The following is a 19,346-nucleotide window of genomic DNA, read 5'->3' on the forward strand; positions in this document are numbered from 1 at the left end:
AGCCGACGGTCCTCAGGCCAGCAGAAGCCACTTCCTGCGGAACGACTTCAACTGGTCTTGGACCTCCGGCGAACGCGTGATCGCGGAGATGTTGACCAAGTACATCCAGTCGTTCCACCGGCGGACGATACGCCGGTCAATGGAACCGTTCGCCTTTTTTGCCCGTTCCGCCCAAGTGAGGGTGTACTTGAAGAAGGTGATGTACGGGTACTCCGAGTCCTCGGCGGCCATGGCGCGCGCCTCCTCCAGGTACCCCGCTACCTCCAGCAGGTTCTCCGTCCTACCGTGCTCCGGCCCGTCCTCGGCGAGGTACCTGCGGAACAGCACGGTGGCCAGCGTGTTCAGCGCGAACGCGTCACGGTGCTGGGCGATGGCCTGGCGGGCCCATGAACTAGCCGGGGCGTGCCGCCCGCGCTTGCTCGCTCCGAGGGCCCGCTGCTCCCAATACCTGGCATTCCAGGCGTACGTCTTCTGCAGTGCCTCATACCAGGCGTCCAGGCGTTCCACGCCCAGCCACACGGTCAGAATCTCGTGGTCGAGGAGCTGGCGCACCATCCGGTAGGCGAACGTGCGCGACACAATAGCCGCCGGGGAGATTTGCACGCCGTAGTGCTGGGCGAGTTTCAGGGTGACGTCGTAGTTCTCCTGTGCGCTGAAGGCGCTCTCCAGCATGTACGAGCCGAACGCCCGGTGCCGCGGGTGTAGACGCCCCCCGTCGACACGGATGAAATCGGCGAGCACCGATTCAGACTGCAGCAGAGCGTTCAGCTGGCTCGCCGGCAGCCCGCAGACGGACGCCGCAGCGCCGATCGGCAGCCCGTATCCGAGGGCGGAGGTGATGCACACGGCCTGAAATACCGCTCGTTCGGTCTCGCTCTTCAGACGCGAGTAGCCCGTCCGCACCCTGTTGCGGAACCCGTCGGCCTCCTCCAGGTTCGACATCGCCGAGAAGAGGTTCCTGCGGTGCTTCTGCGTGAAGTACTTGACCTGTTCGGTGTGGCCGGCGTCGGCCACGATGCCGAGCCGTCCGTGCCCCTTGAGCTGCCGGATCAGAGCATCGATCTCCGTGTCCTTCAGCCTGTCGGAGACCTCCGCGTCGGCGAACCCCACGCCCGTGAAGCTGCGGCGCACCTCTCGGGCGCGCGAGCGCCGTTCCACGGCCAGCAGCTTGAAGGGAATGCCCCTTTCCTTGGCGCGCAGGGCCATGTCGGCGAGGTCGTTCGCGAAGTCGGCGGCGCCTTCAACGATGAGGAGGGTCCGCGGATGCTGTCTGAGCCACCACAGGGTGGCCTCCAGAGAGGGACGCAGTTCGGGATCGAGCAGATAAGGCGTCCAGTTCTGCTCCGCAAGTTTCCTCGCCACCCGCAGAGCTATCGTGCTCTTCCCCGTGAACGCGGAACCAGTCAGGCAGACGACCTTCTGCGGTTCGTCCGACATCGCCTCGCGGAAGACGCTGTCGGTGAGGACGCGGTGTGAGTCGAGGTCGCGCAGGATGTCGGAGTAGATGGGTTCGTGCCCGGCGTAGAAGTCGTGCCGGTCGTCGAGGCGGTACTCGGCGCCTGTGCGGATGGGATGCCACTGGCTCAGGAAGCTCAGCACATTGGGGTTAATGCGGCTGGGGTTGTCCGCCAACACGTCGGCCTGCTGAAAGTAGTCCGGCCAGCTGGCCCGGACCTTGGCGAGGAACTCCTCGGCCGTGGCCTCGACCGGGATGAGGCCCCACTGACGGAAGCGTTCCTTGTCGAAGTCGTCGATCGTCGGCATGACGATCACAGAGGGCTCGGAGCCGCGGCCCAGCACACGTCCCTTCTCTAGGACATTCTCCAGGTCGATCTCGTCGTTGAGGCTCGCGCCTAGGATGATGGTGGGCGTCTCCAAGTAGCTGTCGGCGAAGATACTGTGCCAGCGGTGGCGCTGGGCGACCGCGTACACGTAGGACGAGATGTCGAAGACGAGGTCGTCCGTCTCTTTCGCCCAGGCGACACCGTGCAGGTGGACGAGGATGACCTGGTGGCCCGAGGGCACGCGGTGGGAGTCCGTCCAGGACACGGAGACGAGCTCCTTGGCCGCGTGCTCGGCGAACTGCTTGTTGTAGGCGCTCTCGACCGAGTCGTCGATGTTCAGCGACCAGACGTACCGCCACGGGATCGAGACGAGGTCGGCGTACCACGACGGAGCGGTGCAGTTGGTGAAGCGGTCCGCCATAAAGGCCATGACGTTCTGGCCGTCCGCTGTGACGCGCGACCTCGCCATCGAGAAGACCTGGCGCAGGTTCCCGCGCGAATTGCCGGGCAGCGCAAACGCCGTAGCCATCTCCTGGGCGAGGTCCCAGCCACCGGGAAGCCGCCCCAGCGGTCCTTCCGAGTCCAGGCTGGCGCCGGCTCCCAGCAGCAGCTGGTACTTCGACTCGGTGATGGCCCGCATCATGCTGCCCCACTGCTCGCCCGACATCCACGGTGTTGGCAAGACCCGACTCCTTCTTGAGATGCGTGGGCGCGGTGCTGCGCCACAGCGTGGGCGCCCCCATGACGGGTTCGAGCGGTCAGTCAGCCCAACGGGCCGTGTTCATGGGTGAGTTCGCGACCCCCGGTCAGGCAGATCGTATCGAGTCCAGGCCGTGGCCGAGGCGTATGCGACGACCGGAGTAACCGCGCTAACGCCCTGCATCGTCATAGTGCGGGAGGGTTGCACGCCGAAGGCGTAGCCGGTGAGGGACCCTGGGGTAGAAGACGTCAGGCGCTCCTGCTGGACGAAGAGGCCCCTTGAGGAGGCACTAAGCTCCAGCAGTCCGCATAGAGTCCGCAGGACATTCAATCAGGACCGTCGCAACCCATCGCTAACCAACAGCAAAAGGCCAGTTCCGCGATGTGCAGCGGTCAACGCTGCAGGTCACCAACCCGGCCCATTCCTAGAGACCAAGAAGGCCTGATCCCCGATCAGGCCGCCGTTCCGCCCCCCGCGCAGGACACGCCACCCCGGGCCGCCGAACCTCGGCGACCGCAGGGGGTCGGGTGCGGTCTGCGTTCCGGGGTGTCCAGCCGGGCTCGGGGCCGGTTCGGTGAATCGTCGGCCGCGGGTCGGCAGCGGCCGGAGCGGTGAGGGGGCGGGGCGGCCGGATTCGAACCGGCGTCCTCCTCCATGCTGTGTAGGCGCACTACCTCTGTGCTACGACCCCGCCTTGGGCAAGATCATACGTGCGCCCGGCGGAACGGGGCCCGACAGGGCCCATCGCCTGCACGGCCCGTGCCAGGGCCCGACTCGGCGTCCCGAATCGGCGCGGCCCCGTCATTCCGGGCCGCCGGGCTCACCGCATGCGGATAGGCCTGGGGGAATTCTGTTGGCCCGGACCCCTCGGTCACCTACCTTGGCGCCCGTGAACGAGAACAAGAGCGAGAACCCCGAGCCCGGTTGCCGGGTGATCGTGCTCAACGGCGGCTCCAGCTCCGGCAAATCCGGCATCGCGCGCTGCCTCCAGGCCGTACTGCCAGGCGCCTGGCTCGCGTTCGGGGTCGACTCGTTGGACGCGGCGATGCCCTCGTCGCTGCGTCAGGGCGGCGACGGAATCGAACTCCGCCCCGACGGCGTCGTGGCCGTCGGCCCTGCCTACCGCCGGCTCTCGGACGCCTGGGCGCACGGAGTTGCGGCTATGGTGCGCGCCGGGGCCCAGGTCGTCCTCGACGAGGTCCTCCTCGACGGCGCCGCAGGGCAGCGGCGCTGGACGCGCGCGCTCGACGGCCTCGACGTCCTCTGGGTCGGGATCCGCTGCGACCCGGATACAGCCGCCGCCCGCGAGATCGCCCGCGGCGACCGCATCCCCGGCATGGCCCGTGCGCAGGCCGACGCGGTGCACGAGGGGGTGCGGTACGACGTGGAAGTGGACTCGGCGGGGAGGGAGTCCATGGCTTGCGCCCTGCTCATCGCCGACCGACATGCCCGCCGCGGCTGACCCGCACCGCCATGGACTGGGCGTCACTCTTCGACGACGAGGCCGCCGGTGGCCCCCGGCACCGTACGCCGCGGAACCCGGCGGCCTCGCGCCGGGCGCGTGATCACGGGCACACCGCGGAAGGCCGTCGTCCGGGTTAGGTTCGAGAGCATGGAACCTCTGGATCCTCCGTACCCGCGACTTCTCGTCGAGCGCTACGAACCGGCGTTCCGTTTCTACGAGGCCGTGCTGCCCGAGCTCACCGGCTGCACCCTGGCCCGCGGCAACGCATCGTCCGGATACGCCAGTTGGGACGCCGCCGACGGCCGGACCGCCCTCGCGCTCTTCGCCCGCGCCGCGATGGTCGCCGCGCTCGGCGAGGCGCGGGTGCCGGGCGGGGGCGCGTCCCTGGTGATCCACGTGGCAACCCGGGACGCCCTGGACGACGCCGTCGCCCTCTGCGTGAAGGCGGGCGGCTTCGTGGCCGAACCAGCCCGCGACCTGCCCGCGTGGGGCCCGGGTCTGCGCGCCGCGCACCTCCTGGACCCGGACGGGAACCTGGTGGAGCTGCAGACGTACTGAGCCCGTGCCTTCGGCCGGCTCGGGCGAGGCCCTGCCTGACCAGACCCACGCCCCCTTCCCCGGCCGAGGCGCGGTGACCAGGCGTGGACGGAGAAACGGCCGCCGACAGCGTGGAGTCATCGGGACTCCCGGTGCGCGGCGGCCGTGGGGGAACGGGCGGGGGAAGGGGAACGCTAGATCGTGTCCAGGGCGGACGGCTGGAGGCCCCAGCCGTACGGGAGTTGGCGCCGGATGTCGGCGAGCACCGAACCGAAGTCGAGCTCGGCCCGTCCGCTGGCGTACACCGCCCCACCGAAGTGCAGGGCGACCCCGAGGTCGGGCTCCGGCGGTTTCAGGGAGAGCAGACAGCTGAGGGTGGCCTGCTGGACGGCGCCGTCGTCGGAAGCGACGGGCACGGGCATGTCCCATTCCAGTACGAAGTCACGGAGGTTCCCGCCGTCGAGCGCGAACGTGCCGCTCTCCGTCGGTATCCCCGGTACCGGGCCGAGCGAGTCGAAGCTCGCTCCGGCGAAGTCGACACCCCTGATCCGGGTCCGCAATTGCGTCCCGTCGGTGGTGATCGTCAGCGCTTCGGATCCTAGGCGGTCCCGGTACCAACCCGCCCATGACTGTGGTGTCATGGGCGGAGATTAGCGGCGTACCCTGCCGTTCGTCACAGGGGGTGACCGAAATGGGTGGTACCGCTTCCTTGTGCACTTCGCCGCGAGCGCCCCATTGACGGACGTTCGCACCCGGCCCGCTCCCCTCGCCCGGTACCGGTGCCCCTCCCGCGCTCCGGCTCGCGCACGCCGAGCGGGATGCGGCGCCGCGCCTCAACCAGCGTGCACCAGACGCGAGTTGACCTGCTCCGCCCAGCGCACCGCCGGCCCCAGCGCGAGGCCGGCCGCGAGGAACAGGGCGCCGAGCAGCAGCCAGCCCGGCACGCCCCAGTCGACGACGAGCGCGGTGAGCAGCAGCGGGCCGAGCATCCTGGCCAGCGGCACGCCCATGCCGAAGAACCCCTGGTACTGGCCCTGTTGTTCGGCCGGCGCCAGGTCGAAGCCGATCTGCCAGGCGCCGGCCGACTGCATCATCTCGCCCGCCACTTGAAGGGCGCCCGCGGCGAGCAGTACCACCACGGCGCCCCAGGCGGGCCAGCCGGCGGCGCTCAGGGCGAACACCGCGCAGGACGCGAGCATCAGGATCCCGCCGCGCGACACCGTCCGCCGCGCGGTGGACAGGTCGCGCACGGCCGACGCGGTACGCACCTGGAACAGCATCACCGCCCCGGTGTTGAGCACGAGCAGCGCCGAGACCAGCCAGCCCGGCGCGTCGGTGCGGGTGACGGTCCACAGCGGGATGGCGAGGCTGATCAGCGGCATCCGCAGCAGGAGCAGGGTGTTGAGCAGGGTGACCAGCGCGTAGGGCCGGTCGCGCAGCACCGCGAAGCCCGGCCGGCCGCCGGGGGGCGTGGCCGTGGGTGCCACCGCGGGCAGCCGGAGCAGGACGAGCGCGCAGAGCAGGAAGGCCACCGCGTCCAGGGCGAACGCGGCCAAGTAGGCGGTGCGGGTGCCGTAGTGGAGCGCCACACCGCCGATCGCGGCGCCGACGGCGAGCCCGGCGTTCAGGGTGGACTGGAGGTGCGCGAGGACGTGCGTACGGTCCCGGCGCTCGACGAGCGCCGCCAGGAGGGCCTGACGGGCGGCCGAGAGGCCGGTCTGCGCGGTGGCGTAGCAGCAGGCGGCCACGAGGAAGGGCAGGAAGCCGCGGACGAACAGGAAGGCGGTGACCGAGGCGCTGGTGGCGGCGGCGAGCAGTACGGCGACCGTGCGCGGGCCACGGCGGTCGGCGAGCCGCCCGAGCGGCACCCCGGCGAGGGCGCCGACGGCCCAGGCCAGGGTGAGGCCCAGCCCTATCCGGGTGGCGGGCAGGCCGACCACGCGGCTGAAGTACAGCGCCGAGGTGACGAGGAACGCGCCATCCCCGAGTGCGTTGACGAGCTGGGCGACGGCCAGGCCGCGGGCGGGGCCGGCGGGAGGCAGGATGCGGGAGGGCATGCCCCCATCCAAGCAACCCAAGTGGCCGGTGGTCAGGGCCACTTGCCGCTTGATCGGCTGGGCCATTCGGTGGGGCCGCCCCGGGCGCGCACCCGGGCCTAAACCCCCGCAACCGACCTCCGGTCCCGCCCGCGCCGACCCCTCAGCGCGTGCGGCGCGTGACGAATTCCGCCAGGGCCAGCAGTTCGCCCGCCGCCGCCAGGTCGGGGACGGCGCGGGCGAGGTGGTCCACGGCGCGGCCCATGCGGTCGGCGGCGTGGACCTGGGCCCAGTCGCGCCCTCCCGCGCGTTCGACCGCGTCCGCGGCCCTGGTCACCGCGGCGGCCCCCATCGGGCCCCGGTACAGCTCGGCGAGCTCGGCCGCCGCCGGGGTGCCCGAGCCGAGCGCGGCGACGACGGGCAGCGACTTCTTGTGCGCGGCGAGATCGGCGCCGGCGGGCTTCCCGGTCTGCCCGGGGTCGCCCCAGATGCCGATGAGGTCGTCGATGAGCTGGAAGGCGAGCCCGGCCTCCCGGCCGAACGCGTCCATCGCGGCCACCTCCTCGTCACCCGCGCCCGCGTACAGCGCGCCCAGCGCGCACGCGCAGCCGAGCAGGGCGCCGGTCTTCGCCATCGCCATGGCGAGGCATTCGCCGAGCGAGACCTCCTGGGGTGCGCGGTGCTCGAAGGCGCAGTCGGCCTGCTGGCCGGCGCAGAGCTCTATGACGCAGGCCGCGAGCCGCGCGGAGGCCGCCGCGGACGCGCGGTGCTCGTCCTCGGCGATCAGCCGCAGCGCGAGGGCGAAGAGGGCGTCCCCGACGATGATGGCGTCCGGGCTGCCGAAGACCGTCCAGGCGGTGGGCCGGTGTCTGCGGGTCGCGTCCTCGTCGATGACGTCGTCGTGGAGCAGCGTGAAGTTGTGGACCAGCTCGACGGCCGCGGCCGCCCGCACGGCGGACCGCGGGTCACCGCCGAGCGCCGTGGTGGCGGCCAGCACCAGGGCCGGGCGGATCGCCTTGCCGGGCCGGCCGCCGCCCGGGGTGCCGTCCGCCCGCTCCCAGCCGAAGTGGTACATCGCGACCCGCCGCATGGATCCCGGCAGCGACTCGACCGTGGCGCGCAGTTGGGGGTTGACGACGGTACGGGCCCGTTCGAGCAGTTCGACGGCCTCGCGGCCCTCCATGGCATCCGGCATTGCCAACTAGGGTGCCTTTCCTTGGAGTTGAGGACGGCGCCGGGCACACCGAGGAGGGCGCGCCCGGCCCGGGGGATCACCGCCAGCGGCTGACCTCGACGTTCTCCAGGACACCCAGCGCATCGGGCACCAGGATCGCTGCCGAGTAGTACGCGGTGACCAGGTACGAGATGATCGCCTGCTCGTCGATGCCCATGAAACGGACCGACAGGCTCGGCTCGATCTCGTCCGGGATGCCGGACTGCTGGAGCCCGATCACGCCCTGCTCGGCCTCACCGGTACGCATGCAGATGATCGAGGTCGTACGGGCCTCGCTGACCGGGATCTTGTTGCACGGGAAGATCGGCACACCGCGCCAGGCGGGCACGTGGTGCCCGGCGACCTCCACCGACTCGGGCACCAGACCGCGCTTGTTGCACTCGCGGCCGAAGGCGGCGATGGCCCGCGGGTGGGCCAGGAAGAGCTTGGAGCCGCGGCGCCGCGAGAGCAGTTCGTCCATGTCGTCGGGGCTCGGCACGCCGTCGTGCGGCTGGAGGCGCTGGTCGTAGTCGCAGTTGGTGAGGAGGCCGAACTCCCGGTTGTTGACGAGCTCGTGCTCCTGGCGCTCACGCAGCGCCTCGACCGTGAGCCGCAACTGCTGCTCGGTCTGGTTCATCGGCTGGTTGTAGAGGTCGGCGACGCGGCTGTGGACCTTCAGGACGGTCTGCGCGACGGACAGTTCGTACTCGCGCGGCGCGGCTTCGTAGTCGACGTAGGTGTGCGGGATGACGGCCTCGCCGACGTGTCCGGCGGACAGGTCGATCGCGGCCTCGCCGTAGTTGTTGGTGCGCTGCTCGGGCTGGGCCGAGGCCATCACGAGGTGGGCGTGCAGCGACTCGGAGCGCTCCGCGAGGTTGAGCACGTCGGCGCGGCTCAGGGTCAGCACGGTGCAGGCGGTGGTGGCGCGGTAGGTGCACCCCCACACGTCGTCGCCGGAGACGAGCGCCTGCTCGCCGAAGTACGCCCCGTCCGCGAGGAAACCGAGCTCGGTCTCGTCGCCGTACTGTCCGGTGCCGACCTTCTCCACGCGGCCGTGGGCCAGCATGTGGACCCGGTCGGTCACGTCGCCCGCGGTGGCGATGATCTCGCCCGCCGCGTACTCGCGCTGCTCGCAGCGGTTGGCGAGCTCGCCGAGCGCCGCCTCGTCCTCGTAGTCCCGCAGCGCGGGCAGTTCGCCCAGCTCGGCCGGGATGACGGCGACGCGCTCGCCGGTCTGGACGAAGGTGATCCGCCCGTCACCCACCGAGTAGCTGAGGCGTCGGTTGACCCGATACGTACCGCCCTGCACCTGCACCCATGGCAGCATCCGCAGCAGCCAACGGGAGGTGATCTCCTGCATCTGGGGCGCGGACTTGGTGGTGGTCGCCAAGTTCCGCGCGGCTGCGGTGCCGAGACTCTGCTGGGCGCGGTTCTCGGGACCTGCCTCGACCGACATGTGACTCCTTCTGAGCGTTCTCACGAGCTTCAAGCTGCACTGCGCTGAGAACACTTCCATCACGGAGAGTCTCCGCGCCATTACTCAAATGAGTGGGATTAGAGCACCAGTTGGGCGGGCAGCCGCCCCGAAGCGCTCGAACAGGTCTTGTACGCCCCTCACTCGGCGTCCTCGCACACACCGTCCGACAACGATCTCGGGGCCAGCCCTTAACTTGCCTCCAAGATGCAAGTTATCTACGGTGCTCGCATGCGCCTGACGAGATTCACCGACCTGGCCCTGCGCGTACTGATGCGTCTCGCGGTGATCGAGCGCGCCGACGACCAGACCCCGCCGACCACGCGCGAGGTGGCGGACTCGATGCGCATTCCGTACACGCACACCGCGAAGGTCGTCGCCCGGCTCCAGCACCTCGGGCTGGTCGAGGCGCGCCGCGGCCGGGGTGGTGGTCTCACGCTCACCACGGCGGGCCGGCTCGCCTCGGTGGGGGGCCTGGTGCGCGAACTGGAGGGGCCCGGCGACGTCGTGGACTGCGAGGGGGCGGCGCCCTGCCCGCTGGCCGCGGCCTGCCGGCTGCGCCGTGCGCTGCACCGCGCGCAGGAGGCGTTCTACGCCTCCCTGGACGAGATCACCGTGGACGACCTGGTGGCCTCGCCGACCGGCCCGCTCCTGCTCGGCATCACGAGCCGCGGCGGCTGACGACAGGAGCGGTCCCGCGCCCGCCCGTCGCCCGTACACGCACGTCATCCGCCTTGCGCTCCTGCCTCTTAATACGCATCTCACATACCACTTATCATCCCGGAGGAGCCAGCCGATGCTGTCCGAGAAGTCGACCGCGACCGTCCGCGCCACCCTGCCCGCCGTCGGAGCGGCCATCGGCACCATCACCGAGCGGTTCTACGGGCGCCTCTTCGATGCCCGTCCCGAGCTGCTGCGCGACCTGTTCAACCGCGGCAACCAGGCGGCAGGCCTCCAGAGGCAGGCGCTCGCCGGTTCCATAGCCGCGTTCGCGACGTACCTGGTGGACCACCCCGACGACCGCCCGGACGTGATGCTGGGCCGCATCGCCCACAAGCACGCCTCGCTCGGCGTCACCGCCGGCCAGTACGAGATCGTCCACCAGCACCTGTTCGCGGCGATCGCCGAGGTGCTCGGCGAGGCCGTGACGCCCGAGGTCGCCGAGGCGTGGGACGAGGTGTACTGGCTGATGGCGAACGCGCTGATCGCCATCGAGGCCCGGCTCTACGCGGAGCGGGGCGTACTCGCGGGGGACGTCTGGCGCGAGTGGACGGTGGTGGGCCGCACCGAGGAGACCGCCGACTGCGCCACCTTCCGGCTGCGCCCCGCGGACGGCGCGCCCGCACCCGCCTTCAAGGCCGGCCAGTACGTCTCGGTGCAGGTCGAACTCGCCGACGGCGCACGGCAGATACGCCAGTACAGCCTGAGTTCGGCGCCCGGCGGCGAGGTCCGCTCGATCACGGTGAAGCGCGTCGCGGGCGACCCGGACGGAGAGGTTTCCGGCCACCTGCACGCCAGGCTCCGCGAGGGCGACCGGCTGCGCGTCTCGGCCCCGTACGGCGACCTGGTCCTGGACGCGGAGGTGCTCGGCGGGGCGGGTCTCGGCGAGGCGGGCCTTGGTGAGTCCGGTCCTGGCGAGGCCGGCCCTGGCGAGGTCGGCCCTGGTGGGGCGGGTGGCGGGCGCGGCGGGCGGGCTCCGCTGCTGCTCGCTTCGGCGGGCATCGGCTGCACCCCGATGCTGGCCATCCTGGAGCAGCTCACGGCCGCCGGGCACCGCGCGCCGGTGACCGTGGTGCACGCCGACCGCTCCCCCGCCGACCATCCGCTGCGCGAGGACCACGCCGCGCTGACCGCCAAACTCGCCGACGGCGCCGCCCACTTCTGGTACGAGTCCCCCGAGCCGGGCCACCCCGCCGACCGCACCGGTCTGGTCGACCTGAGCGGGCTCGTGATCGCGTCCGGCACACGGGCCTACCTCTGCGGTCCGCTGCCCTTCATGCGCGCCGTCCGCACCCAGCTGCTCGCCAAGGGCGTGCCGGCGGCGGACATCCACTACGAGGTGTTCGGCCCCGACCTGTGGCTCGCCCAGGACTGACCCGGGCCGGGTCCGTGGTGCGGGCGCGGCCTGTCCGGATCGGCTCGCACGGCAAACCGAACAGATCGCCCCATAGCGGGAGTTGGGGTACAAGCGGTACGAGATATTCCGCACCGCTCTGGAAGGAGGCGGCCATGGCCCCTCCCCTGTCCGCAGACCAGTTCGTCCATGCCCTGCGCGCCGAGGGCCTCACCGTCGTCGAGGTCGGCCAGTGGCGCACCCACAACCGGGCCGGCCACGGCGGGTGGGGCCCGGTCAACGGCGTCGTCGTCCACCACACCGCCACCAGCGGCGCCGCCGCCTCGGTCCGCATCTGCTACGACGGTTACGAGGGCCTGCCCGGGCCGCTGTGCCACGGCGTGATCACCAAGGACGGCAAGGTCCACCTCGTGGGCAACGGCCGGGCCAACCACGCCGGAGCGGGCGACGCCGACGTGCTGCGCGCGGTGATCGCCGAGAAGCGGCTGCCGCCGCCGCTGCGGAACGACACCGACGGGAACACCCACTTCTACGGGTTCGAGTGCGAGAACCTGGGCGACGGCAAGGACCCCTGGCCGCCGGCCCAGCTCGACGCGATCGTGCGAGCGGCGGCAGCGGTGTGCCGCCACTACGGCTGGACCGAGCGCTCGGTCATCGGCCACAAGGAGTGGCAGGTCGGAAAGGTGGATCCGCGCGGCTTCACGATGGAGTGGCTGCGGGAGCGGGTGCGGGAGCGCCTGAAGTGAGGGGGGCCGGGGGGGTGCGGGCGGGCGGGCGCGGTGCCGGGGGCGCCAGGGGTCGTCTCGCAGGCCAGGGTTCGCCGCACAGGCCAGGGTTCGTTGCGGACGTGACAATGGAGCCATGACGCCCGGAACGCTCGCCCCCCGCCTGCCCTCCCCCTTGGAGGAAGTGACGGACGAGCGTTTCGCGCGGCACGGGGTGCGGCTGTTCCTGAAGCGGGACGACCTGATCCATCCGGACCTGGTGGGCAACAAGTGGCGCAAGCTGGCGCCGAACCTGTGTGCCGCAGCGGGCCGCCCCGTCCTCACCTTCGGCGGGGCCTACTCCAACCACCTCCGCGCGACGGCCGCCGCCGGACGGCTGCTCGGCTTCCCGACGATCGGCGTCGTACGGGGCGACGAACTCGAAGGCCGCCCCCTGAACCCCTCCCTCACCCGCTGCGTGGCCGACGGCATGCGCCTGCACTTCGTGGACCGGGGGACCTACCGGCGGAAGTCCGACCCCGAGGTGACCACGGCCCTCCTCGACCTGCTGTGCCCCGAGGCGTACGTGGTGCCGGAGGGCGGCAGCAACTCCCTTGCGGTGCGCGGCTGCAAGGAGCTGGGCGAGGAGCTGCGCGGGGTCACGGACGTGGTGGGGGTGGCCTGCGGCACGGGCGGAACCCTGGCCGGCCTGGCCGCCGGCCTCGCCCCGGGCCAGCGGGTGATCGGGGTGCCGGTCCTGAAGGGGGGCTTCCTGGGGGAGGAAATCCGCGAGCTGCAGCGGGCGGCGTTCGGCGGGGTGCGGGGGGACTGGTCGCTGGAGGAGCGGTTCCACTTCGGGGGGTACGGGCGGGTGCCGGGGGAGCTGGAGGAGTTTGCCCGGGACTTCGAGGGGAGGCATGGGGTGGGGGTGGAGCGGGTGTACGTGGCGAAGCTGTTGTTCGGGTTGGGGGTGCTGGTGGGCGAGGGGGCCTTCCCTCCCGGAACCCGCCTGACAGCCACCCTGACGGGCCGCCCGTAGCCCCTCGCGCAGTTCCCCGCGCCCCTGAACCCCCTGTACGTCTGCGGACCGTGCTCGCTTCTCGCGCAGTTCCCCGCGCCCCTTGGCAGGACCGGTGCGGGCCCGCACGTGGAGCCCAGCCTGCCTTGCGCAGTTCCCCGCGCCCCTGGCGGGACCGGTGCGGGCCCGCACGTGGACCCCAGCCTGCCTTGCGCAGTTCCCCGCGCCCCTTGGCGGGACCGGTGCTGGGCCGCATGTGTAGCCCGGCCTGGCTCGCGCAGTTCCCCGCGCCCCTTAACTGCATGGTGCTGGTCAGCACCGGCCACCTCAGCCCGTCCGGCGATTGAGGACGAGCGCCCTTAAGGCGCGACCGGGGGTGCAGGGGGCGGAGCCCCCGCCGGGGTTCGAGGGGCGGAGCCCCTCAGGGGGTCTGGGGCGCAGCCCCAGGGGCCTCACCCTTCATCCCGCTGCACGGGCGGGTGGGTGGGCGAACCCCCCAGGGTCTGGGGCGGAGCCCCAGGGAGCCGGGGCCAGCCAACCCCCGCACGGGCGGGTGGGTGGGCGAACCCCCCAGGGGGCCCGGGGCCGGAAGCCCCAGATGATCAGGGCTCGGTTTCGCGGTAGGCGGCGGCTTCCTCCAGGTCCAGCCGCCGCAACAACGTCCGCATCATCTCGTCATCGATCCGCCGCCCGTCCCGCAGGGACACGAACACCTCCCGCTCAGCCGCGATCATCTCGCGCGACAACCGCCGGTAGGTGTCGTCCGCCGACTCCCCCGTCGCCTCATTGACCGCCCCCAACCGCTCCCACACCGCGTTCCGCCGCCGCTCAAGCACCGTCCGCAGCCGGTCGGCCAGCGGCGGTGGCAGGGCGTTGTCCTCGTCGGCGAGGAGTTCGTCGAGGCGGGCCTCGGCCGCCCGGGAGGCCTCGCTCTGGGCCTGCGCCTCGGCGAGCGTCTCGGCCCGTACGTCCCGTCCGGGCAGCTTGAGCAGCCGGATCAGCGGCGGCAGCGTGAGCCCCTGCACGACCAGCGTGCCGATCACCGTGGTGAAGGTGAGGAACAGGACCAGGTTGCGGGCCGGGAAGCCCTCGCCGTTCTCCATCGTCAGCGGGATGGAGAAGGCGATGGCGAGGGAGACCACGCCACGCATCCCCGCCCACCCCACGATCACCGGGGCCGTCCAGTTGGTGTCCGGCTCGCGGCGCCGGATCCGCTCGGACAGGACGCGCGGCAAGAACGTCGCGGGGAAGACCCAGACGTACCGGGTCACCACCACCACGAGGAAGACCCCGACCGCGTACCAAACCGCCTCGCCGACCCCGTACTCCCCAAGTCCCCTGAGGACGACCGGCATTTGCAGCCCGATCAGCGCGAACACCGCCGATTCCAGGACGAAGGCGACCATCTTCCAGACCGCCTCCTCCTGGAGCCGGGTGGCGAAGTCCACCTGCCAGGAGCGGTGGCCGAGATAGAGCGCCACGACCACGACCGCGAGCACTCCGGACGCCCCGACCTGCTCGGCCGCCGCGTACGCGACGAACGGGATGAGCAGCGAGAGCGTGTTCTGGAGCAGCGCCTCGTGGAGGTGGCGGCGCAGCCAGTGGATGGGCAGCATCAGGACGAGTCCGACGCCGACCCCGCCGAGCGAGGCGAGCGCGAACTCGCCGAGCCCGCCCGCCCAGGTGGCCCCCGCCCCCACGGCCGCCGCGAGCGCCACCTTGTAGGCGGTGATCGCGGTCGCGTCGTTCACCAGGGACTCGCCCTGCAGCACGGTCGTGATGCGTCCCGGCAGCCGCAGCCGCCGCGCGATGGCGGTGGCGGCGACCGCGTCCGGCGGCGCGATGACGGCGCCGAGCACCAGCGCCGCCGTCAGCGGGAGGTCGGGTACCAGAAGATAGGCGAGACAGCCGACGACCACGGTCGCGAACAGCGTGTAACCGACCGAAAGCAGCGCCACCGGACGGATGTTGGCCCGCAGATCGAGGTAGGAGCTCTCCAGGGCGGCGGTGTGCAGGAGCGGCGGCAGCACCAGCGGCAGTACGACGTGCGGATCCAGGGTGTACTCCGGAACACCGGGCAGGTACGCAGCGATCAGACCCACCGCCACCAGGAGCAGCGGCGCGGGCACCGGTGTCCTGCGGGCACCCCCCGCGACCGCCGCGCTCACCGCGATGAGCGCCACCAGCGGCAATGCGTCCATCAGAACCGTCCCTCCCCAGACACCAGCGCCGCGCGCTCCGTCGTAACCTGGCCATCATGAGCGAGTGCCCGCACGTTGCAGAACTGCCGCGCCCCGAGCCGGCCCCGCTGAACGACACCTGCCCGGAGTGCCTGAAGGACGGTACGCACCCGGTACAGCTGCGCCTGTGCCTGGTCTGCGGACACGTGGGCTGCTGCGACTCCTCGCCGCACCAGCACGCGACCGGACACTACAAGGAGACCGGTCACGCGGTGATGCGGACCTTCGAGCCCGGCGAGAGCTGGCGCTGGTGCTTCGTGGACGGGCTGCTGGTGTGAGGATCGCCTCGCGTGCCGCTCGTACCGGGCGGGCGGGAAGGTTCGAAGTCGGTGATGCCTGGGTACGTCAACCCGGTCCCGGTTCACAGCAATTGGGCACTGCCAACCTCTAGCCACTGTCCGTACTCATAGGCTTACCATGAGTGACAGCCGCCGGGAGAGCTCCCGGCGACAGGGCACCATGGATCGCGATAGCGTCGCCAGTCCAGGTACGGACCCCGTACCCACGGCCCCGGGACATCCCCCCTTCCCGGGCCTTGACAGAGCTTGTGCCACCTTGGAGGTGAGGGTGTCCCAGATCGCAGGCGAGCCCGGGAATCAGGACTTCGTGGAGGTCCGGCTGCCGGCCGCGGGTGCCTATCTGTCGGTGCTGCGTACGGCCACGGCCGGTCTCGCGGCACGTTTGGACTTCACCCTCGACGAGATCGAGGACCTGCGCATCGCGGTCGACGAGGCCTGCGCGATCCTGCTCCAGCAGGCCGTCCCGGGTTCGGTGTTGAGCTGTGTGTTCCGCCTGGTCGACGACTCGCTGGAGGTCACCGTCTCGGCGCCGACCACCGACGGACGGGCCCCGGAGCGCGACACCTTCGCGTGGACGGTGCTCTCCGCCCTGGCCGGCAAGGTCGACTCCACGGTGGCCGAGGACCGTACGGTCTCCATCAGCCTGTACAAACAGCGCGGCGCGGGACCCGGACCGGCGTGAGCGGGGAGGGTCCGGTGCGGGACGACCAGCGCATCCCGGAAGCGGTGCGCCCCGCGGGCATTCCGGAGCAACAGGCCCGGCCGCATCCGGTGGACAGCCCTGTGAATGGCCCAGATGGCGTTTTGTACGCGGCGGAGCAGGCAGAGCGGGCGGCCCTTATGAGCGAGCACACCGAGCACAGGCACCACGATCCACACGACCGCAGCGGGGCGCGGGCGATGTTCATCGAGCTGCGCAAGCTGCCCGAGGGCTCGGCCGAGAAGGCGGAGCTGCGCAACCGGCTGGTCCGGATGCACCTGCCGCTGGTCGAGCACCTGGCCCGGCGCTTCCGCAATCGCGGCGAGCCGCTCGACGACCTGACGCAGGTCGCCACGATCGGTCTGATCAAGTCGGTGGACCGGTTCGACCCCGAGCGGGGCGTGGAGTTCTCGACGTACGCGACACCCACCGTCGTCGGCGAGATCAAGCGGCACTTCCGCGACAAGGGGTGGGCGGTGCGGGTGCCGCGCCGCCTCCAGGAGCTGCGGCTCTCGCTGACCACGGCCACGGCGGAGCTGTCCCAGCAGCACGGCCGCTCGCCGACGGTGCACGAACTGGCCGAGCGGCTCGGCATCTCGGAGGAAGAGGTGCTGGAGGGCCTGGAGTCGGCCAACGCCTATTCCACGCTCTCCCTCGACGTGCCGGACACGGACGACGAGTCCCCCGCGGTCGCGGACACGCTGGGCGCGGAGGACGAGGCGCTGGAGGGCGTCGAGTACCGCGAGTCGCTCAAGCCGCTGCTCGAAGACCTTCCGCCGCGCGAGAAGCGGATCCTGCTGCTGCGGTTCTTCGGGAACATGACCCAGTCGCAGATCGCCCAGGAGGTCGGCATCTCGCAGATGCACGTCTCGCGGCTGCTGGCCCGCACGCTGGCCCAGCTGCGCGAGAAGCTCCTCGTCGAGGAGTAGGCCGGGAGACGTCGTGGGCGGGACGGGTCCGGAGGCGGTGCCTCCGGACCCTTTCGTTCACGCGTCGCGGACCGGCCCGCGGATGCCCAGCGCCTCGGTGGTGGCGGGGTTCACCAGGAGGACGAGCCCGGTGATCGCCACCGCGGCGAGCGCGATGCCCGCCGGGATCCAGGGGGCGCCGTCGGAGTTGAGGAACATCCAGGCGACCGGCAGCGCCATGATCTGGGTGATCATTGCGGGGCCCCGGCTCCAGCGGCGCCGGCCGAGGAGGCCGCGGGCGGCGATCAGCGGGATCAGGCCGAGGACCATCAGGGTCAGTCCGCCCGTCTCGGCCTGGGTGGGCCGGTCGGGCTTGCCGGTCAGGCCCATCACGAGCATGTAGAGGCCACCGGCGACCAGGGCGAGCCCTTCCAGCGCGGACAGCGCCGCCGCGGCGGTCAGCCGGCCGGGGCGCGGTGCGGCGGGGGCTTCGGGGGTCTGCTCAGTACTCACCCGGCCAGGGTAGCCCGGGCGGCGGGGCCCGCCCCGGGGCGGCCGGTCCGGCCCAGGTGCGCCCCGGTACCCCCCGGTAGGTAGTCTGGCGCCCATGCGTGCACTTCTCGTGGTCAATCCGGCGGCTACCACCACCAGTGCGCGCACGCGTGACGTCCTCATCCACGCGCTCGCCAGCGAGATGAAGCTGGAGGCGGTGACCACCGAGTACCGCGGGCACGCCAAGGACCTGGGGCGCAGGGCCGCCGAGAGCAGTGACATCGACCTGGTGGTGGCGCTCGGCGGCGACGGCACGGTCAACGAGGTCGTGAACGGTCTGCTGCACAACGGGCCGAGCGAGAAGCTCCCGGAATTCGCGGTGGTCCCCGGCGGTTCCACCAATGTGTTCGCCCGCGCGCTGGGGCTGCCCAACGACGCGGTGGAGTCGACCGGTGTGATTCTCGACGCGTTGCGCGAGCGGCGCAGCCGCACGGTGAGCCTCGGTCTCGCCTCCGGAGTCCCCGGGAGCGTCGACGAGGGCGTACCGGAACGCTGGTTCACTTTCTGTGCCGGGTTCGGATTCGACGCGGGTGTGGTCGGCCGGGTCGAACAGCAGAGGGAGCGCGGAAAGCGCTCGACGCACGCGCTCTATTTGCGCCAGGTGGCCCGTCAGTTCTTCGGGGAGCCCCACCGCAGACACGGCCAGATCACCCTGGAGCGGCCCGGCGCCGACCCCGTCGAGGACCTCGTCCTGTCGATAGTCTGCAACACCTCCCCCTACACCTACCTGGGCAATCGTCCGCTGTACGCCTCCCCCGACGCCTCCTTCGAGGCCGCCCTGGACGTCCTGGCGCTGACCCGGATGACCACGCCGTCGGCGACGCGTTACGCGACCCAGCTGCTCACTTCCACGCCGGAGCGGGGTCCGCACGGCAAGCACGCCGTATCACTGCACGACCTGACGGAGTTCACCTTGCATTCCAAGGCTCCGCTCCCCTTCCAGATGGACGGCGACCACCTGGGCCTGCGCACGAGCGTCGCGTTCACAGGCGTACGCCGTGCACTGCGTGTGATTGTGTGAGTGGAAGGGCCCAAAGTCCTTTCACTCGAACGTTTAGGCTGGCATCCACCCCATGGAAGTACGACTGTGACCCAGTCGACACCGAGGAATCCAAAAAAACTTTCCTGAAGGGGTTGTATCCGCCGCCGAGGTTTGCGAATCTCTACATGGCGATCGGGACGGCCCGCAACACCAGCCTCCACTGAAAGCCAGAACCCCTCCTCAAACTCGGACCACCACCAGTCCAACTGGAAGATGGCCCTTCCCTTGTTGAGGGATTCGTGAAAGCGTTCACATTCACAAGCACCCTTTGCACGCAACACCAAGAGAGGTAGCAGCCATGGACTGGCGTCACAACGCCGTTTGTCGTGAGGAAGACCCCGAGCTGTTCTTCCCCATCGGCAACACCGGTCCTGCGCTGCTGCAGATCGAGGAAGCCAAGGCCGTCTGCCGCCGCTGCCCCGTCATGGAGCAGTGCCTGCAGTGGGCGCTCGAGTCCGGCCAGGACTCCGGCGTCTGGGGTGGCCTCAGCGAGGACGAGCGCCGCGCGATGAAGCGCCGTGCCGCTCGCAACCGGGCGCGCAACGCGACCGCCTGAGCCACCACTTCCTGCCTTAGCCCCGCGCGGCGCGTACAGAGCGT

General features: G+C 71.0%; 17 protein-coding genes, 1 tRNA gene and 1 pseudogene. 11 read left to right on the top strand and 8 right to left on the bottom strand.

Translation table 11 applies throughout. The features are described from left to right. Nucleotides 1–12: 12 nt before the first annotated feature. Entirely contained in the window at nucleotides 13–2,466 is a 2,454-nt protein-coding gene (locus ACGF3I_RS13555) for an SIR2 family protein (RefSeq protein ID WP_393131383.1), read from the bottom strand. 636 nt (nucleotides 2,467–3,102) lie between these two features. After that, nucleotides 3,103–3,177: transfer RNA gene (locus ACGF3I_RS13560), tRNA-Ala, on the bottom strand. 238 nt (nucleotides 3,178–3,415) lie between these two features. Between ACGF3I_RS13560 and cpt the strand changes: the two genes are divergently transcribed. Both cpt and ACGF3I_RS13570 read left to right on the top strand, forming a co-directional pair. Beyond that, on the top strand, nucleotides 3,416–3,946 hold the full coding sequence (cpt, locus tag ACGF3I_RS13565) for a chloramphenicol phosphotransferase CPT (protein ID WP_393131762.1): 531 nt from the start codon (nucleotides 3,416–3,418) through the stop codon (nucleotides 3,944–3,946). Nucleotides 3,947–4,096: 150 nt separating this feature from the next. Then, nucleotides 4,097–4,507, top strand: coding sequence for a VOC family protein (locus ACGF3I_RS13570; RefSeq protein WP_393131385.1), 411 nt, complete (start codon nucleotides 4,097–4,099; stop codon nucleotides 4,505–4,507). A gap of 209 nt (nucleotides 4,508–4,716) precedes the next feature. On the opposite strand, the pseudogene ACGF3I_RS13575 reads toward ACGF3I_RS13570, so the two are convergent. The 4 genes and pseudogenes from ACGF3I_RS13575 to ACGF3I_RS13590 all read right to left on the bottom strand — a co-directional run. Then, nucleotides 4,717–5,127 (bottom strand): annotated as a pseudogene (locus tag ACGF3I_RS13575) (DUF6304 family protein); the annotation flags it as partial. 192 nt (nucleotides 5,128–5,319) lie between these two features. After that, the gene (locus ACGF3I_RS13580; RefSeq protein ID WP_393131387.1) at nucleotides 5,320–6,543 is read right to left on the bottom strand and encodes an MFS transporter; all 1,224 of its coding nucleotides are present in this window, start codon (nucleotides 6,541–6,543) and stop codon (nucleotides 5,320–5,322) included. 142 nt (nucleotides 6,544–6,685) lie between these two features. Beyond that, a complete protein-coding gene (locus tag ACGF3I_RS13585; RefSeq protein ID WP_393131764.1) occupies nucleotides 6,686–7,717 on the bottom strand; it encodes a family 2 encapsulin nanocompartment cargo protein polyprenyl transferase in 1,032 nt (343 codons plus the stop codon). Nucleotides 7,718–7,793: 76 nt separating this feature from the next. Further along, entirely contained in the window at nucleotides 7,794–9,191 is a 1,398-nt protein-coding gene (locus ACGF3I_RS13590; protein WP_393131389.1) for a family 2B encapsulin nanocompartment shell protein, read from the bottom strand. Between the two features lie 249 nt (nucleotides 9,192–9,440). Here ACGF3I_RS13590 and ACGF3I_RS13595 point away from each other — a divergent pair, with 249 nt between their 5' ends. The 4 genes from ACGF3I_RS13595 to ACGF3I_RS13610 all read left to right on the top strand — a co-directional run bounded on the left by ACGF3I_RS13595 (nucleotide 9,441) and on the right by ACGF3I_RS13610 (nucleotide 13,026). Beyond that, entirely contained in the window at nucleotides 9,441–9,890 is a 450-nt protein-coding gene (locus ACGF3I_RS13595; protein ID WP_393131391.1) for an RrF2 family transcriptional regulator, read from the top strand. Nucleotides 9,891–10,005: 115 nt separating this feature from the next. Continuing rightward, nucleotides 10,006–11,304 carry a globin domain-containing protein gene (locus ACGF3I_RS13600; RefSeq protein WP_393131393.1) on the top strand — a complete coding sequence of 433 codons (1,299 nt, stop codon included), beginning with the start codon at nucleotides 10,006–10,008 and terminating at the stop codon, nucleotides 11,302–11,304. A gap of 134 nt (nucleotides 11,305–11,438) precedes the next feature. After that, complete coding sequence (locus tag ACGF3I_RS13605) at nucleotides 11,439–12,029, top strand: N-acetylmuramoyl-L-alanine amidase (protein ID WP_393131395.1); 591 nt, start codon at nucleotides 11,439–11,441, stop codon at nucleotides 12,027–12,029. Between the two features lie 115 nt (nucleotides 12,030–12,144). Then, nucleotides 12,145–13,026, top strand: coding sequence for a 1-aminocyclopropane-1-carboxylate deaminase/D-cysteine desulfhydrase (locus ACGF3I_RS13610; protein WP_393131397.1), 882 nt, complete (start codon nucleotides 12,145–12,147; stop codon nucleotides 13,024–13,026). Nucleotides 13,027–13,607: 581 nt separating this feature from the next. Here the strand turns inward: ACGF3I_RS13610 and ACGF3I_RS13615 are convergent. After that, nucleotides 13,608–15,206 (bottom strand): Na+/H+ antiporter, encoded by a 1,599-nt coding sequence (locus ACGF3I_RS13615; RefSeq protein ID WP_393131399.1) that lies wholly within the window; start codon nucleotides 15,204–15,206, stop codon nucleotides 13,608–13,610. A 56-nt stretch (nucleotides 15,207–15,262) separates the two neighbouring features. Here ACGF3I_RS13615 and ACGF3I_RS13620 point away from each other — a divergent pair, with 56 nt between their 5' ends. The 3 genes from ACGF3I_RS13620 (at nucleotide 15,263) to ACGF3I_RS13630 (ending at nucleotide 17,173) form a co-directional block, all read left to right on the top strand. Next, the gene (locus tag ACGF3I_RS13620) at nucleotides 15,263–15,523 is read left to right on the top strand and encodes a UBP-type zinc finger domain-containing protein (protein WP_393131401.1); all 261 of its coding nucleotides are present in this window, start codon (nucleotides 15,263–15,265) and stop codon (nucleotides 15,521–15,523) included. Between the two features lie 289 nt (nucleotides 15,524–15,812). Continuing rightward, nucleotides 15,813–16,226 (top strand): anti-sigma regulatory factor, encoded by a 414-nt coding sequence (locus ACGF3I_RS13625; RefSeq protein ID WP_073718917.1) that lies wholly within the window; start codon nucleotides 15,813–15,815, stop codon nucleotides 16,224–16,226. Further along, a complete protein-coding gene (locus ACGF3I_RS13630) occupies nucleotides 16,223–17,173 on the top strand; it encodes an RNA polymerase sigma factor SigF (protein WP_393131403.1) in 951 nt (316 codons plus the stop codon). Before ACGF3I_RS13625 ends, ACGF3I_RS13630 begins: the two co-directional genes overlap by 4 nt. Nucleotides 17,174–17,230: 57 nt before the next feature. Here ACGF3I_RS13630 and ACGF3I_RS13635 read toward each other — a convergent pair whose 3' ends face one another. Next, nucleotides 17,231–17,665, bottom strand: coding sequence for a hypothetical protein (locus ACGF3I_RS13635; RefSeq protein WP_393131405.1), 435 nt, complete (start codon nucleotides 17,663–17,665; stop codon nucleotides 17,231–17,233). A gap of 94 nt (nucleotides 17,666–17,759) precedes the next feature. On the opposite strand from ACGF3I_RS13635, the gene ACGF3I_RS13640 reads away from it, so the two are divergent. After that, nucleotides 17,760–18,725, top strand: coding sequence for a diacylglycerol/lipid kinase family protein (locus ACGF3I_RS13640; RefSeq protein ID WP_393131407.1), 966 nt, complete (start codon nucleotides 17,760–17,762; stop codon nucleotides 18,723–18,725). Between the two features lie 319 nt (nucleotides 18,726–19,044). Continuing rightward, nucleotides 19,045–19,302 carry a WhiB family transcriptional regulator gene (locus ACGF3I_RS13645; protein ID WP_004937597.1) on the top strand — a complete coding sequence of 86 codons (258 nt, stop codon included), beginning with the start codon at nucleotides 19,045–19,047 and terminating at the stop codon, nucleotides 19,300–19,302. Nucleotides 19,303–19,346: the final 44 nt, after the last annotated feature.

This window comes from Streptomyces sp. NPDC048111 (assembly GCF_043202815.1).
Taxonomy (GTDB): domain Bacteria; phylum Actinomycetota; class Actinomycetes; order Streptomycetales; family Streptomycetaceae; genus Streptomyces.

Excerpts from the sequence above, each read along its gene's own strand:
- ACGF3I_RS13620 (WP_393131401.1), top strand. The coding sequence starts at position 15,263 with ATGAGCGAGTGCCCGCACGTTGCAGAACTGCCGCGCCCCGAGCCGGCC.
- ACGF3I_RS13615 (WP_393131399.1), bottom strand. The coding sequence starts at position 15,206 with ATGGACGCATTGCCGCTGGTGGCGCTCATCGCGGTGAGCGCGGCGGTC.
- ACGF3I_RS13585 (WP_393131764.1), bottom strand. The coding sequence starts at position 7,717 with ATGCCGGATGCCATGGAGGGCCGCGAGGCCGTCGAACTGCTCGAACGG.
- ACGF3I_RS13570 (WP_393131385.1), top strand. The coding sequence starts at position 4,097 with ATGGAACCTCTGGATCCTCCGTACCCGCGACTTCTCGTCGAGCGCTAC.
- ACGF3I_RS13605 (WP_393131395.1), top strand. The coding sequence starts at position 11,439 with ATGGCCCCTCCCCTGTCCGCAGACCAGTTCGTCCATGCCCTGCGCGCC.
- ACGF3I_RS13580 (WP_393131387.1), bottom strand. The coding sequence starts at position 6,543 with ATGCCCTCCCGCATCCTGCCTCCCGCCGGCCCCGCCCGCGGCCTGGCC.
- ACGF3I_RS13600 (WP_393131393.1), top strand. The coding sequence starts at position 10,006 with ATGCTGTCCGAGAAGTCGACCGCGACCGTCCGCGCCACCCTGCCCGCC.
- ACGF3I_RS13610 (WP_393131397.1), top strand. The coding sequence starts at position 12,145 with ATGACGCCCGGAACGCTCGCCCCCCGCCTGCCCTCCCCCTTGGAGGAA.
- ACGF3I_RS13645 (WP_004937597.1), top strand. The coding sequence starts at position 19,045 with ATGGACTGGCGTCACAACGCCGTTTGTCGTGAGGAAGACCCCGAGCTG.
- ACGF3I_RS13640 (WP_393131407.1), top strand. The coding sequence starts at position 17,760 with ATGCGTGCACTTCTCGTGGTCAATCCGGCGGCTACCACCACCAGTGCG.
- ACGF3I_RS13590 (WP_393131389.1), bottom strand. The coding sequence starts at position 9,191 with ATGTCGGTCGAGGCAGGTCCCGAGAACCGCGCCCAGCAGAGTCTCGGC.
- ACGF3I_RS13595 (WP_393131391.1), top strand. The coding sequence starts at position 9,441 with ATGCGCCTGACGAGATTCACCGACCTGGCCCTGCGCGTACTGATGCGT.